This is a genomic window from Thermoactinomyces daqus (assembly GCF_000763315.1).
GTDB lineage: Bacteria > Bacillota > Bacilli > Thermoactinomycetales > Thermoactinomycetaceae > Thermoactinomyces_A > Thermoactinomyces_A daqus.
Genome location: NZ_JPST01000028.1, coordinates 1 through 14,576, shown reverse-complemented (window position 1 = coordinate 14,576; position 14,576 = coordinate 1). Strand labels below are relative to the sequence as shown.

The 14,576-nt window shown below is 47.9% G+C and carries 13 protein-coding genes and 1 pseudogene; 10 read left to right on the top strand and 4 right to left on the bottom strand.

Features of this window, described 5'->3' with window-relative positions; translation table 11 throughout:
• Nucleotides 1-347: 347 nt before the first annotated feature.
• From JG50_RS0112195 to JG50_RS0112175, 5 genes and pseudogenes are all read left to right on the top strand, one after another.
• A complete protein-coding gene (locus JG50_RS0112195; protein ID WP_033101481.1) occupies nt 348-2,288 on the top strand; it encodes a BglG family transcription antiterminator in 1,941 nt (646 codons plus the stop codon).
• A 297-nt stretch (nt 2,289-2,585) separates the two neighbouring features.
• Nucleotides 2,586-2,897, top strand: coding sequence for a PTS sugar transporter subunit IIB (locus tag JG50_RS0112190; protein ID WP_033101400.1), 312 nt, complete (start codon nt 2,586-2,588; stop codon nt 2,895-2,897).
• A gap of 4 nt (nt 2,898-2,901) precedes the next feature.
• Nucleotides 2,902-4,244: pseudogene (gene celB / locus JG50_RS18295) on the top strand (PTS cellobiose transporter subunit IIC).
• Nucleotides 4,245-4,298: 54 nt separating this feature from the next.
• The gene (locus tag JG50_RS0112180; RefSeq protein WP_033101399.1) at nt 4,299-4,610 is read left to right on the top strand and encodes a PTS lactose/cellobiose transporter subunit IIA; all 312 of its coding nucleotides are present in this window, start codon (nt 4,299-4,301) and stop codon (nt 4,608-4,610) included.
• Between the two features lie 22 nt (nt 4,611-4,632).
• Entirely contained in the window at nt 4,633-5,985 is a 1,353-nt protein-coding gene (locus JG50_RS0112175; RefSeq protein ID WP_033101398.1) for a 6-phospho-beta-glucosidase, read from the top strand.
• A 169-nt stretch (nt 5,986-6,154) separates the two neighbouring features.
• Here the strand turns inward: JG50_RS0112175 and JG50_RS0112170 are convergent, their stop codons facing one another.
• Entirely contained in the window at nt 6,155-7,666 is a 1,512-nt protein-coding gene (locus JG50_RS0112170) for a M1 family metallopeptidase (RefSeq protein WP_033101397.1), read from the bottom strand.
• Between the two features lie 487 nt (nt 7,667-8,153).
• On the opposite strand from JG50_RS0112170, the gene panB reads away from it, so the two are divergent.
• The 5 genes from panB to ku all read left to right on the top strand — a co-directional run bounded on the left by panB (nt 8,154) and on the right by ku (nt 12,610).
• Nucleotides 8,154-9,023: a 3-methyl-2-oxobutanoate hydroxymethyltransferase gene (panB, locus tag JG50_RS0112165; RefSeq protein ID WP_033101396.1), complete on the top strand. Its 870-nt coding sequence runs from the start codon at nt 8,154-8,156 to the stop codon at nt 9,021-9,023.
• On the top strand, nt 9,020-9,877 hold the full coding sequence (gene panC / locus JG50_RS0112160) for a pantoate--beta-alanine ligase (protein WP_033101395.1): 858 nt from the start codon (nt 9,020-9,022) through the stop codon (nt 9,875-9,877). The genes panB and panC overlap by 4 nt, the downstream gene beginning before the upstream one ends.
• Nucleotides 9,878-9,881: 4 nt before the next feature.
• On the top strand, nt 9,882-10,265 hold the full coding sequence (gene panD / locus JG50_RS0112155; protein WP_033101480.1) for an aspartate 1-decarboxylase: 384 nt from the start codon (nt 9,882-9,884) through the stop codon (nt 10,263-10,265).
• Between the two features lie 135 nt (nt 10,266-10,400).
• Entirely contained in the window at nt 10,401-11,777 is a 1,377-nt protein-coding gene (locus JG50_RS0112150) for a tetratricopeptide repeat protein (protein WP_033101394.1), read from the top strand.
• An 11-nt stretch (nt 11,778-11,788) separates the two neighbouring features.
• Nucleotides 11,789-12,610, top strand: coding sequence for a non-homologous end joining protein Ku (ku, locus tag JG50_RS0112145; protein ID WP_033101393.1), 822 nt, complete (start codon nt 11,789-11,791; stop codon nt 12,608-12,610).
• 1 nt (nt 12,611) lies between these two features.
• Here ku and JG50_RS0112140 read toward each other — a convergent pair whose 3' ends face one another.
• From JG50_RS0112140 to JG50_RS0112130, 3 genes are all read right to left on the bottom strand, one after another.
• Nucleotides 12,612-12,950 (bottom strand): hypothetical protein, encoded by a 339-nt coding sequence (locus tag JG50_RS0112140; protein WP_033101392.1) that lies wholly within the window; start codon nt 12,948-12,950, stop codon nt 12,612-12,614.
• A 190-nt stretch (nt 12,951-13,140) separates the two neighbouring features.
• On the bottom strand, nt 13,141-14,190 hold the full coding sequence (locus tag JG50_RS0112135; RefSeq protein ID WP_033101391.1) for an oxidoreductase: 1,050 nt from the start codon (nt 14,188-14,190) through the stop codon (nt 13,141-13,143).
• Between the two features lie 28 nt (nt 14,191-14,218).
• The gene (locus JG50_RS0112130) at nt 14,219-14,446 is read right to left on the bottom strand and encodes a hypothetical protein (protein ID WP_033101390.1); all 228 of its coding nucleotides are present in this window, start codon (nt 14,444-14,446) and stop codon (nt 14,219-14,221) included.
• Between the last annotated feature and the right edge of the window lie 130 nt (nt 14,447-14,576).

Below are 14,576 nucleotides of genomic sequence, written 5' to 3'. Positions count from 1 at the left end.
CCCTGCCAACAACGCATGTTCACATGAAAAAAGAGCCCTTAGGGATGATCTCCAGGGCTCTTTTTTTCATTCTGCTTGCATCTTTTCCGGACATAAGGCGTACCGCTTCTTTACTTCCAAATACGAATATAAAGATTAATATTATGAATGATTTGATTTTTTATTATAATTATAGCATATAAAGATTGTGACTGTCCGAAACAGGGGGGCAACCAATTATTCACTTCAACAAGGTTAAAAAATGAAAGATGATTTGCTTGCTCTGTTGAGGGATATCAAAAAATTCATCGATTCTTTAACAGAAAAATGGTGTGTTTCTCAAAATGGGTCAGACGGGGGGATTCATGGTGCTGAATGCCCGGATGATCGGGATTTTGCGGGAGCTGATGGCGGCCAAGACAGCTTTAACCAGCGAATATTTGGCCAATGTGATTCAAGTTACCTCCAGGACCATTCGAAATGACATGAAGGAATTGGATGCTTTACTGACCGAAAACGGTGCTGCGATCCGGGCTGTAAGAGGGACCGGATATGAATTGATCATTCATGATCATGAGCTTTTTCGGACACTTCTCAAAGAGATTTTTCAGACTGATTCGCCGAAAAGCAAAGGGATTCCGACTCTGCCGGAAGAGAGGGCCGACTATTTAATCAAACGGCTTCTTCTCTCTGAAGGGTATGTCAAACTCGAAGATTTGGCAGAGGAATTATACATCAGCAAATCAACTATCCAAAATGATCTGCGTACCGTAAAAAAACGATTGAAAGCGTATGGGCTCGAATTGGAAAAGCGGCCTAATTATGGATTGAAATTAAAAGGGGATGAGATGAAATGGCGTTTTTGCATGTCCGAATATCTCTTTAACCGAAAAGAAACGGAACGGAGTCTGATTCAGGACGGTGTTCCGCTTCTCCCTGAAGAAGAGATGAAAGTGATTCAAACCATTACGCTGGAACAGATAAAGGAAGAAGAAATTACCCTTTCGGACATTGGCTTGAACAATCTTATCATTCATATTGCGATCGCATGTAAGCGGATACAAAGCGGGAACTATGTATCTTGGTACAAAGAAGAATTAAAGGACATCATTAAGCAAAAAGAATTTGAGGTGGCAACCAATATATTGAAAAAAATCGGGGAGAGATTGAAAATAAAATTTCCATTTGCGGAGATTGCGTATGTTGCCATTCATTTACTGGGAACCAAAATTACCGTAGACCCTGCTCTCTGCGAAACCGAAGTCCAGACGTTTATTGATCCGGACATCTATGCTTTAACAATGGAGATTCTGGAAACCATTGAGAATAAACTCAGGCTGGGAATTCAGCATGATAAGGAACTTGTCGTTGGAATCAGTCTTCATTTAAAACCCGCGATAAACCGCTATCGGTTTCGAATGAACATACGAAACCCAATGCTTGAGACCATTAAATCAAATTATACGATCGCCTTTGAGGCAGCGATTCTTGCAGGGATGGTTCTAAAAGAGAAAATGGGCATCGAAATTGATGAAAATGAAATGGGATACCTTGCTCTTCATATCGCTGCAGCAATGGAAAGAAGCAGGATGAATGATCAGCGCAAAAAGCGCTGCATGATTGTATGTGCCTCAGGCGTTGGCAGTGCCCGGCTCTTATACTACAAATTGCGCTCCAGGTTTGGTTCCAGACTTGAGATCCTGGGAACGACCGAATATTACAAACTGGATCAAATCCCTATGCAATCTCTTGATTTTCTCATCAGCACCGTTCCGATCCTTCATCCTTTGCCGATCCCGGTAATTGAGGTGAATACGATTCTCGAAGGGATGGATCTGGAAAAAATTGAACGGGCCATCTTTGAAAATGCGGGGCGAATATTGGAATATGCCAGAGAAGAATTGGTATTTCTTCAGCAGACGTTTAAATCAAGAGAAGAAGTGTTGCATTTTTTGGGGGATCAATTGCAACAGGCAGGCCTTGTCGATGAAACGTTTTTGGCTTCCGTTTTCGAGAGGGAAGCCTTATCCCCGACATCTTTCGGCAATCTCGTAGCGATCCCACATCCCATCGTACCGCAAACAGAAACTACGTTTTGGGCGGTATGTACCTTGCAAAAGCCGATCGAGTGGGGGGATAAGCGTGTCCAATTTGTTTGTTTATTAAGTGTGAAAAAAAACAGCAGGGAAGATTTACAAAAAATGTATGATCTGCTGGGCAAGGTTGTAAACGATGGCCAAATGGTTCAACAGCTACTTAAATGCAAAACCTACCGGGAGTTTGTTGATGTACTGTTCAAGCAATCCTGACGCAAATCCTGGCACCTCTTGCTGTCGCTCCTTACAGGGCTGAACAAGCGGGAGGTTTTTTATTTGGGTCGAATAAAAAACATTTTCCCTATAATGCATTTTTTAAAATGTTGGACAAACATTTTCCGTTGCTTAACGGAAAAAGGATGCGTGTAAATGTAAGTATTTTTAAAATACAATCAAACTGTAAACATCGTTTTTGATCTTTTGCTGGGTTGGATTTGGCATAACAGAGGAGATTTTGCGTTTTGGTTTCCAACCGTCCTGATCTGTCCGATCAATAAGGAGGGGTTATGAATGAATATTTTGTTATGTTGTTCAGCGGGGATGTCAACAAGTCTGTTGGTAACAAAAATGCTCAAAAGCGCAGAGGAACAAGGGATTGAATGCAAAATTTGGGCTGTTCCGGCTGATGCAGTACGCAATCACATTGATGAGGCAGATGTGTTGCTCCTGGGGCCTCAAGTTCGATACCTGCTTAAGCAATTGAAAAAATTGGGGGAAGAAAAAGGGATTCCGGTTGATGTTATCAACACCGTCCATTATGGCACATGTAATGGTTCGGAAGTGCTGAAATTCGCACAACAGTTGCTTGCAAACAGGAGGTGAATTTATGGGAAAATTAAATGATTTTTTGGAAAACAGCGTGATGCCGCTTGCCGGGCGGATCGCTGCTCAACGCCACTTGCAGGCTTTGCGGGATGGAATCGTCTTAACCATGCCTTTGATTATTATCGGCTCCGTTTTTTTGATTTTATCCAACCTACCGATTCCGGGATATGATGCTTTTATGGCTGAACACTTCGGTGGACAGTGGGCTGAGAAGTTGTCTTATCCGGTCGGGGTTACTTTTGATATTATGGCGCTCATTGCCGCTTTTGGAATCGCCTATCGGCTCGCTGAAAAATATGCGGTTGATGCGTTATCGGCCGGCGTCATTTCCGTTGCCGCCTTCTTATTGGCAACCCCATTTAAAGTGCCATTTACTCCTCAAGGGGCAAAAGAAGCGATTCTCGTCGATGGCGGGATTCCGACATCACTGTTGGGAAGCAAAGGATTGTTCGTGGCGATGCTGGTTGCCATCCTGTCCACCGAAATTTATCGTTGGATTATTCAAAAGGAGATTTTCATTAAACTGCCCGATGGAGTCCCGCCTTCTGTGAGCAAGTCATTTGTTGCCCTTATTCCGGGCTTTGCAGTGATTACGGTGATCTGGCTGGCCCGCTTGCTCGTCGAACAGACCCATTTCGAAAGTTTGCATAATATCGTGGGAGATTTGTTAGGAAAGCCTCTCGGGATTTTGGGGGGCAGTCTGGGAGGAAGCCTTGTTGCCGAACTGATAAAACTGTTGCTCTGGGTTTGCGGGCTGCATGGAGCCAGTATCGTAGGAGGCGTGATGGCTCCGATCTGGTACGGGGCCATGGATGCCAACCGGGTGGCTTTTCAGCATCATGAGGCGTTACCCAACATTTTTACCCAGCAATTTTTTGATAACTTTATCAATGTTGGCGGGAGCGGGGCAACATTTGCCTTGGCACTGGCCATGCTGCTGCGTTCGAGAAGCAAGCAAATGAAACAGTTGGGGCGCTTGGCGATCGGCCCGGCCATCTTTAACATCAATGAACCAATCATCTTCGGGATGCCGATTGTATTGAACCCGGCGATGTTGATTCCGTTTATTGTTGCACCCATTCTTACCGTCATATCCACATATATTGGAATGAAGACCGGATTGGTGGCCAGACCTGCCGGGATCGCGGTTCCCTGGACAATGCCCCCATCATTTCCGGATATCTGGCCACGGGTGGAAAAATATCCGGTGCCGTCATGCAGTTGGTCAATATCGTGATTACCTTTTGTGTGTATTACCCATTTTTCAGAATGTGGGATAAGCAAAAACGATTGGAAGAAGAGGGGGATGAAACGGCCAACTCTCAGGAGGAAAAGGTGGTTTAGGTCCGGGACAATGTCTGACGTGCTTTTTGTTCAAACTCAAAGGGGAATCGGAGAATGGAAAATGCAGAGAAAGTGATCTTTCAGATCATCATTCATGGGGGAAACGGGAGAAGCTGTGCGATGGAAGCCATAGCAGCAGCGAAACAGGGCAGATTTTCCGAGGCGAGGGAAAAATTGCAACAGGCCGGTGAAGAGCTGAATCAGGCTCATCACATACAAACATCCCTGATTCAAGAGGAGGTGAAAGGAGTAAAGAGGGAAATTTCGTTGTTAATGGTTCATGCGCAGGATCATTTGATGAATGCCATTACGGTGAAAGACTTGGCAACCGAATTGGTCGATCTGTATGAATATTTGAAAATATGATGGGTGATGGAGGTAGACGATCATGAGTAACGGGCTGAAAATCGTTACCATTGGCGGAGGATCAAGCTATACACCTGAACTGGTGGAAGGATTTATCAAGAGATATGATAAACTCCCGGTTAAAGAGCTGTGGTTGGTGGATATTCCGGAAGGAAAGGAAAAATTGAATATCGTCGGAGGCCTGGCCAAGCGTATGGTGGATAAAGCCGGGATTCCCATGCAGATTCATCTCAGTTTGGATCGGCGTGAAGCGATGAAAGATGCCGATTTTGTCACTACCCAGTTCCGTGTTGGATTGCTGGATGCGAGAGCTTTGGATGAAAGAATTCCCTTGAAATACGGGGTGATCGGTCAGGAAACCAACGGTCCGGGTGGTTTATTTAAAGGATTGAGAACCATCCCTGTCATCCTGGACATTTGCAAAGATATGGAAGAGTTGTGTCCCGATGCCTGGCTGATCAACTTTACTAATCCGGCCGGTATGGTGACGGAGGCTGTTCTTCGTTACAGCAACATTAAAAAAGTGGTCGGTCTTTGCAACGTACCTGTCGGAATGAAAATGAGCGTCGCCGAAATGCTCGGTGTGGAGGGAGAACGTGTTCACATTGATTTTGCAGGTTTAAATCATATGGTTTTCGGATTGGATGTATATATGGACGGCAAAAAGGTGACCGAACAGGTAATCGATCTGCTGACCGGCGGAGAGCAGTCCGGCATGACGATGAAAAATATTAAGGATTTGGGCTGGGAGAAAGAATTTATTCAAGCTTTGGGAATCCTTCCCTGTCCATATCACCGTTACTATTATCAAACGAGCAAAATGCTTGAGCAGGAATTGGAGGCCGCAAGAACGGTGGGAACCCGGGCGGAAGTCGTCAAGAAGATCGAAGCCGAACTTTTTGAGCTGTACCAGGACCCCGAATTGGACATTAAACCGCCTCAGCTGGAACAGCGCGGAGGTGCTTATTACAGTGATGCAGCCTGCAACTTGATTGATTCGATTTACAATGACAAACGCGACATCCAGCCCGTCAATGTGAAGAATAACGGAGCGATCGCAAGTATTCCCGCCGAATCCGCCGTGGAAATCAACTGCGTTATCACCAAAGAAGGTCCTGTGCCCATTGCGATGGGAGATCTTCCCGTCGCTGTCAGGGGTCTCGTCCAACAAATCAAATCGTTTGAACGGGTGGCGGCAGAAGCTGCTGTCACAGGAGATTACAAAACGGCCTTGCTGGCGATGACGATAAACCCGTTGGTTCCGTCTGATTCTGTCGCCAAACAGATTTTGGATGAGATGCTGGAGGCACATAAAAAATATTTACCGCAATTTTTTAAAGATGCGTCGAAAGATGCGTCTCCATTGCAGAATTGAATTTGCAAAATGTACCGACGGGGACAGAAAACCGGGCGTTATACGGTCAGCAATGTGTCAGTCATGGAGAGATTTCCGGCACAGCTCCGGGGAGGAATCGCATTGGCCGGAAGAAAGAATGAGAGAGGGGATGAGTGCCCCTCTCTCATTTTGCTGTACGGCGATCGGGTCAATTTTCCTGATCGGATAGATATACCCGATGATCCGCGAAGAATCCGGAGAGATCACGTCCGCTTGTCTGCTCCATGATCCGGATGAAATCCGCAGTCGTTGTCACCCCGAACTTTTTCTCTTTGAAATAAGCCTGCATGGAGCGGTAGAATTGTTCATCGCCCAGTTCTTTTCGCAGGTCATTTAACGTGCGGGCACCGTAGGAGTAAATCATGTAATAATAAGCATCCACTCCTTCATCCCCGCGGGCCGTGAAATCGGAAACTTTGGATGACAGGTGATAGGAAGGATCTTCCAAAGGTTCTGCGGTCAGGCTGTCCAAGGTTCCGTCGTACAAAGCGGCCGAGAATGTGGCAAACGACTCGTCCAGCCAAGGTTCATCATATTCGTTGTCGCCGATGATCCCGTAGAACCATTGATGGCCGTTTTCATGGGCGACCACCGATTTCACCCTGTCCACGGTGCTGTTGTCCGTAATGGAAATCATCACAAGCTGTGGATATTCCATCCCTCCGAACCAGCCTTCCATACTGACTACATCCAGTTCCGGCCACGGGTATTTCCCGAATTTTTCGCTGTAGAGTTTGAGGCTGTCAATGCCTGATTCCAACATCGCATCGGCAAATTTGGCCTGTTTGTCCGTGAAGTACACGTTTACTTTGGTATTTCCGGCCATCCCTGACTTGACATGATAGGTTGGGTCCATTTCCATCGCAAAATCGCGGACATTTTTGGCCACATAATGGTGGACAGCCTGGTTTCCGACGATTTTCGGCCGGCCTTTTTCCGTCCCTGTGGCAGCGATCACCTGTGACTTGTCGGTGGTTACAGTCACATCAAAATCACCGGTCAAAGAATAGAAACTTTCACCATATGGGAAATAGGGATCGACATTCCACCCTTCATCGTCATAAACAACGAGGATCGGAAACCAGTTGCCAAGGGAGACGGTGGTCCCGGACCAGCCGAAACGATCCTGTCCTTCCGGAACAGAGACTGTAAAATCCATTTCAACGGAAGCTTTTTTGTTTGCTTTCAAAGAAAACCCCTGCAGATGTAAGGAGGTATCTCTTACCTCGTACCTGGCTTTTTTGCCGTTCACTTTCACATTTTGAACATCGATGCCACCGCCGTTTTCTTTAAAAACTGCGGCATTTCCCCAGAGGTTGAAATACAGCTCGGTCAGATCTTGTTTGAGATTGTTGGTAAATTGGACTTTCATGGTTCCGTTGATTTGATGTGCCTTTGAATCATAATTGACATTCATCTCGTAGCGTGGATGAATTGGGCCCAATACGCCTTTTTTCTCAGGCTTTTTGGTGGTTGCCGGGTCCTTTGCTTGCAGCAGGGATTGCGACAGCGGCTGATTCGGCGTTTGATAAGCTCCCGGCACCCGGTTTGGCACAACTGATTCGGCATGGGCAAAAGTCGGACTTACAGCGGTTCCAAGCAAAATCGTCAGCACACTCGCCCATTGCACAGATCGGCGAATCGATTTTTTCCAGCTCATAACCCGCCTCCTGATGTAAGTTTTCTTTAATTATTTTGACATAAAATAAAATTTTCCTTTCGAAATAATTATAAATTTTATAATATATCTGTATTAATTTCTGTAACAATGCTGAGTTTTCAGGAATCGCTGTTTAAATACTCCACCGATGCAAAAATTTTACGGATAACTTGTTGACTTATCACGCACAATCCCGTACCTGCCGATGCATTTTCAAAGAAAAAATCCTCGCTCTTTAGCGGAGGAAATTGCAATTTGCCTTGTTTTTCGTTAATTTATAAGTGGGGAGAGGCGGCATCCGGAGAGGAGCTGCACTTCATCTCCTTGCGTACATTTTTTTATCTGTATGGATCTGCTTCGAGCCGTTGGGACGGAGACAGAGGGAACCCGATTTAGCAACCTCACGTCTGTTTTGGTCCCGTGAATGCCAAAACGGGCGTTTTCTTTTTCTTCTCCCAAGGGCCCTGAGAAAAGGGAGGATACCTGCATGAGCGATAAGCCAAAAAAAGTGACGACCAGAGCGCTCGTGAAGATGAAGCGCGAGAAAGAGCCGATTGCCATGATTACGGCCTATGATTATCCTTCGGCCAAACTTGCCGAACAAGCCGGGGCTGACGTGATTTTGGTCGGAGATTCCCTGGGGATGGTCGTGTTGGGATATGATTCGACCATTCCGGTCACCCTCGCCGATATGTTACACCATACAAAAGCCGTGACGCGAGCGACAAAACGGACGATGGTGATTGCCGATCTCCCGTTTGCCTTGGCCCATCTGTCCAAAGATGAGGTAATCAAAGCTGCGGCCAAATTAATGCAAGAAGGCGGGGCTTATGGTGTCAAAATGGAAGGCGGCTCTGAGATTTTGGTGAATGTGCGGGCGTTGACGGCAGCAGGCATTCCGGTGATGGGGCATTTGGGCTTAACCCCGCAGACGGTCAACCAGTTGGGAGGATATGTGATTCAGGGAAAAACGCTGCAAGCCGCCGGGCAGCTTGTCGAGGAAGCCAAGCGGCTGGAAGAGGCGGGGGCATTTGCGCTGGTGCTCGAATGTGTGCCGGAAGAGCTCGGGCAATGCATCACGGAACAATTATCCATTCCGACCATCGGAATTGGAGCCGGCCGCTACTGCGACGGTCAGGTTCTTGTCTGGCATGATGTCCTTGCTATGTCCGGCGATTGGCATCCATCCTTCGTAAAAGTGTATCAGCAAACCGGGCAATTGATGCTCAAAGGGGTCAGCGATTATGTTCATGAGGTAAAAACCCGCCGTTTCCCCGAAGAGAAGCATGCGACGCATCTGGGGGCGGAGTTGGCTGGACAATTGTATGGCAATCAAAAAGGAGTTTATGGCAAATGAAAATCGTAGAAACAGCTGCAGAATTACGACAGTACTTGAAGCCGCTCAGAATCAATAGGGAAATCGGTTTCGTTCCGACCATGGGCTATTTGCATGAAGGGCATCTCAGTCTTGTGCGACGGGCAAAGCAGGAGTGCCAAACGGTCGTAATGTCGATCTTTGTCAATCCTTTACAATTCGGACCCGGTGAAGATTTTGACCGGTATCCGCGCGATCTGGAACGCGATGCCGCATTGGCCCGCCAGGCGGGGGTTGATGTTCTCTTTTATCCCTCGGTAGATGAAATGTATGGGGAGGGAACCCTGACTACCGTTCAGGTAAGGAAAGTGAGTGAACCGCTGTGCGGTGCTTCCCGACCGGGCCATTTTGACGGGGTGGCAACCGTCGTGGCCAAATTGTTCAATATCGTCGGGCCGGATCGCGCCTATTTCGGGTTAAAAGATGCCCAACAAGTGGCCGTGATTGAACGAATGGTGCAAGATTTGCACTTTCCGGTCACCATCGTTCCATGCCCGATTGTGCGCGAAGCGGATGGCTTGGCGCTCAGTTCGCGCAATGTTTATTTGTCTGAGACGGAAAGAGAACAGGCGCTGATTCTGAGCCGGTCCCTGCGTGAAGCGGAGGAGAAATTGAAACACGGGGAACTGGAACACGCGGAAGAGATTAAGGAATACGTGCGCCGGCGCATTTCCACCATGCCGCTGGCGGAGATCGATTATGTCGAAGCCTTAACCTACCCGGATCTGGAACCTTTTTTCCGCTGGGAAGGGCAACGCGTGATCGTGGCCGTGGCGGTGAAGTTTGGGGCGACGCGATTGATCGATAACTTGTTGATTGGTGGCAGGGAGGATTAAGATGATGTTGCGTACGTTGATGAAGGCAAAAATCCACCGGGCGACGGTAACAGAAGCCAATCTCAATTATGTCGGAAGCATTACGATTGATGAGGAGATTTTGGAACGAGTGGATATTTTGCCGAACGAGAAAGTGCAGGTCGTCAATAACAACAACGGTGAACGGCTGGAAACATACGTCATTCCCGGGGAGCGCGGCAGCGGAGTGATTTGTTTGAACGGGGCGGCCGCGCGGCTGGTGCAGCCGGGTGATGTGGTGATCATCATGTCCTATGCCATGATGGATGAGCAGACGGCACGCACCCACAAGCCGAAAATCGCTTTGCTGGATGAGCAAAACCGGATTGTGGAAATGCTTGGCGAAGAAGTTCACGGGGCGATCCTCTGAGAGTCATTCCCGTGAAGTTTAATAGAAGCGACCGATGGACACCGGAACCATCGGCCGCTTTTTTATTTTTTGCATGGAAACCGTGCCGCAGAGATACGCTATGACATAGGGAATATCCGGCTGGAGGGAAGAACGATGTTTCACCAACAATGGCAAGATTTAGTGCACAATGCTTTGGAAGAGATCAAGTTAAAGTATCCAAACTGTTCATTGGCCGAAAAAACGAAATGGCGGCAGAGGTTTTTGCAAATCAAACAATCTTGTGATCAACTGCTGGAAACATGGGCGCTTGTTGAGGAGGAGATCAGACAACTGCTGCATGACCACCCTGATCTGGGGAGTGACGAAACAGAGATTGATGAAGAGATTTGGCTCGATGAATCCGCTGTTCGCCAATTTCGCCAGGGGCAGGGTTACTACGGCCTGACGATGTACGCGAAAGCCAAGCGGTTGTTTCAGGAAGTGATCGAACTCGAACCTGATTTCCTTTTAGGCCGGCTTTATCTGGGGCTTACCCATTTTCAGGAGGAGAATTTGGATGAAGCGCGCCGTCAGTTTGAATTGGTGGCCAAAACCGCTGCGCATGAGACATTTATCGGGTTTGCCAGGCACATGCTGGGCTGCATTTTGGTGAAAGAAGGAAATGATCGTCAGGCGATTCGCGAATTTTCCAAGGTGGTTTCCATGCTTCCGGATCACGCGGATGCCTGGTTTAATCTTGGAGCCTGTCATTACCGGCTTGAGGAATACCATGAAGCGATCCCTTATTTTTATCATGCTCTGTCGCTCAATGAGGATGATTGGGAATCGATGTATTATTTATCCAGCTGTTACCGCCACCATCAGGAGTGGGGGAGTGTTTCCTTCTGGCGGCTGGCTTCCTATGAAAAAGCGAAACTTCCCCGAATCATGGAATCGATCGCCCATGATTATGAGGAGATGGGGCAGCCGGCCCAGGCGATGGAGTGGTATAAAAGGTTATTGTCATCCGACCCGAAAAAACCGGAAGCCTATTACGGGATTGCTTGGAATTTGTGGACGCTTAAACGGGAAAGCGAATCCCTGTTATGGTTAAAAAAAGGGTTGAGTTTGTTCCCGGACCATCCGGATCTGCTTTTTGCCTATGTATGGATCTCCATCAGCCAGGGAGAGTTGAAGCAGGCGAGATCGGCGGTGAGCCGTTTGCCGGCAAAGGTGGCGGAACAGCCCAAGTGGTTGGCGGTTCGTTCCCATCTGTCGACGCATACCGGTGACTTCCGGCAAGCCGCCAGCATCGCAGACCAGCTGATTACGCATGAACAAACGGCTCTGCAAGCGATGGGCTATTATCAGAAAGGGCGGGCGACACTGGAGATGGGACATTCCGGCGAAGCGATCAGCCATTTTAAAACGGCACAGAAGCTTGCTCCGAACTGGAAAGATCCCCTCTTTTATGAAGGAGTATGCCACTTGATGGAGGGAAGGCCTGATTTGACTCGATCTTGTTGGGGGCAGCTGATTTCCAAAAGCTGAGGTGATAAACGATGCACACGATATGGAAAGGATCGATCAGTTTTGGCCTGGTGAATATTCCGGTGAAGATGTATGCGGCGACGGAGGACAAGGATATTCGCTTTCGCTATTTGCATAAAGAGTGCCAGACGCCGGTCAAGATGGTGCGCACCTGTCCGCACTGCAAGCGGGAAGTTTCGTGGGATGAAGTTGTCAAAGGGGTGGAGTATTCCAAAGGGAAATATGTCATCCTGGAAGATGATGACTTGAAGGCGCTGGCGCCCGATGCCAACCGGGCCATTGAGATTATCGATTTTGTGGAGTTAAAAGAGATTGACCCGATTTATTTTGCCAAATCGTACTATCTCGGAGCGCAGGATGAAAATAACCGGGCATATGCCCTTCTCAGGCAGGCTTTAAAGGAGTCAGGCAAAATCGGGGTGGCCAAAGTGACAATTCGCTCGAAACAATCGATGGCTGTCATTCGCGTTTACGGGGAGAGCCTGGTGATGGAAACCATTTTTTATCCGGATGAAGTGCGTGATTATAAGCAAATCCCTTACATTCCGGCTGAAAGCGAGCTGCCGGAAAAGGAATTGAAGATGGCTGTACAATTGATCGAGCAACTGTCTACGCCATTTGATCCCGAAAAATACAAAGACGATTACCGGACCGCGCTGGAGGAAATGATCGAAAAGAAAATCGGGGAGGAGGATACAGTGGAAGCGCCGGCCGGAAGACCGGAGAAAGTGGTCGATTTGATGGAAGCGCTGCAAGCCAGTCTGGCTGCCGCTTCGGGGAAAGGAAAAGGAAAGAGAAAGGGAACCCGGGCGAAAAAGAAGGCGACCTCCTGAATTACTTGGCCGGTTGCCAGTAACGAAGATAGGTGTCGTTATTCGTCGGGCTTTTATAAAGCAAGTGTCCGTTTTTTCTGTCATAGTGACATTCAAATTGGCGGTAGTGTTCGACAATCCAGTATCCTTTGCCGGTATCTGAGGCAGCGGGAACTTTGCGCGACCCGATTTTTTCCATTTCGTAACTGATCGTGATCGCCTGTTTTGACGCCGGGGCAAGTGACGGAACCGCTTCCTGAATGATAACGGATTTTTTGCCGATGACAAGAGCAAGCAGCATCAAATTGATTGCCACAACCGTGCCGAAGATGATTGGCCTGAAAGAAATCCGTTTATCCATTTCCATTCCTCCAATATCCGGTATGGTTCATTTTATGCGGAAAAAAAGAGGTTAGTCCAAAAAGGTGAGAAATGCCAAGCTCCCCGACGAAGAGGGGAACTTGGCATTTGCCGGAAATCGGAGGGGAAACGATGAGATTTCCCTGATACGTCCCGCTGTGAGAGGTACTCATTGCGGATGGGGGATATGGTCAGCGGTGGCCGTTCAGTGTAATGGTCCGCTGCTCCTGGGCACTTTGCATCGCATATTCGATCATGCGAATCACATCGCGTGCTTCCTCTGCCGCCACGGGCGGTTTTGTGCCGTTGCGGACGGCTTCGGCCAATTGTTCATAAAAGGAAACATAACGCCCGGGTATGGTTTGGATTCGTCCTTTTGTCTGAAGAGAGCCGATTGTTGTGTGAATCTGCCCGTAAGATTTCGCTTCATCTTCACCAAAACCGGGTTCATCCGGCAGCAAACCGGCTTTAAGCTGCTCTTCCTGCGGGTCGAGCCCGTATTTTATGAAACTTCCTTTGTCCCCGTGCAGGATAAACCGGGGTCCCGCTTCGCGAACGAGAGAACCGGAGTGCAAAATGACGCGCAGTTCGGGATATCCCAGCACCAGATGAAAATAATCGACAGACTCCGTTCCTTCCCGCTCAGCACGTAAATCGGCCCAAATCGTTTGCGGTTTTCCAAACAAGAGAAGGGCCTGGTCAATGAGATGTGAGCCCAGGTCATATAGCACACCGGATCCGGGCAGGTTTTGCTCTTTCCAGCGACGGCGGACGGTCGGGCGATAGCGGTCGTAATGGGATTCAAAAGTGGACAAACGACCGAGTAATTGTTGATCGAGGATTTTTTTGATGGTCAGGAAATCGTTATCCCAGCGGCGATTATGGTAGACGGTCAGGATCACGCCCTTTTCTTCGGCTAACTGAATAAGTTGGTCCGCTTCACTTGATGTGACGGTAAACGGCTTTTCGACCACGACGTGTTTGCCCGCTTCAATCGCCTTCTTCGCGTAATCAAAGTGAGTGAGATTGGGGCTGGAGATAACCACGATGTCAATCTCTTTCATCTTCAAAAGTGCTTCTGTATCCGGAACGACTTTTACATCGGGATAACGCGCGTGCACCTTGGCGGGATCGGAAGAAACGACGGCTGCCAATTCGAGATTTTCCACGTGTCCGATTAACGGGGCGTGAAAGGTGGAGCCGGATAAACCAAAGCCGATCAGTCCGACACGAATTTGCATCAGATGTTCCTCCGTTTCTGTATAAGTGTTAACTGTTTTCAAAAAAGAAAAAGCCGATGATGGCCAGCACGAGAAGGCCACCCAAAAAACCGAGGACCAGCAGGCCAAGTCCCTCGACGAGAAAAAGGTGACCAGGGGAAAGGACCAGTACGATCAATCCAAGTATGAGCAACCAGAAAGCGGTTTTCAAGGTTACTTTTAACAGTTTCCAGATGAGAAAGGCCAAGACAATGCCAACCATGATTTTGATAAGCATAAAAGATACCTTCCTCCGCAACAAATGACAATTACCCTTTAATTTAAGACTAAGATTTATTTTAAGTCAAATGAAAATCCATAAGAAAAAGGCGAACATCTCGTTCGCCTGAGATTGATGACAAACCCCA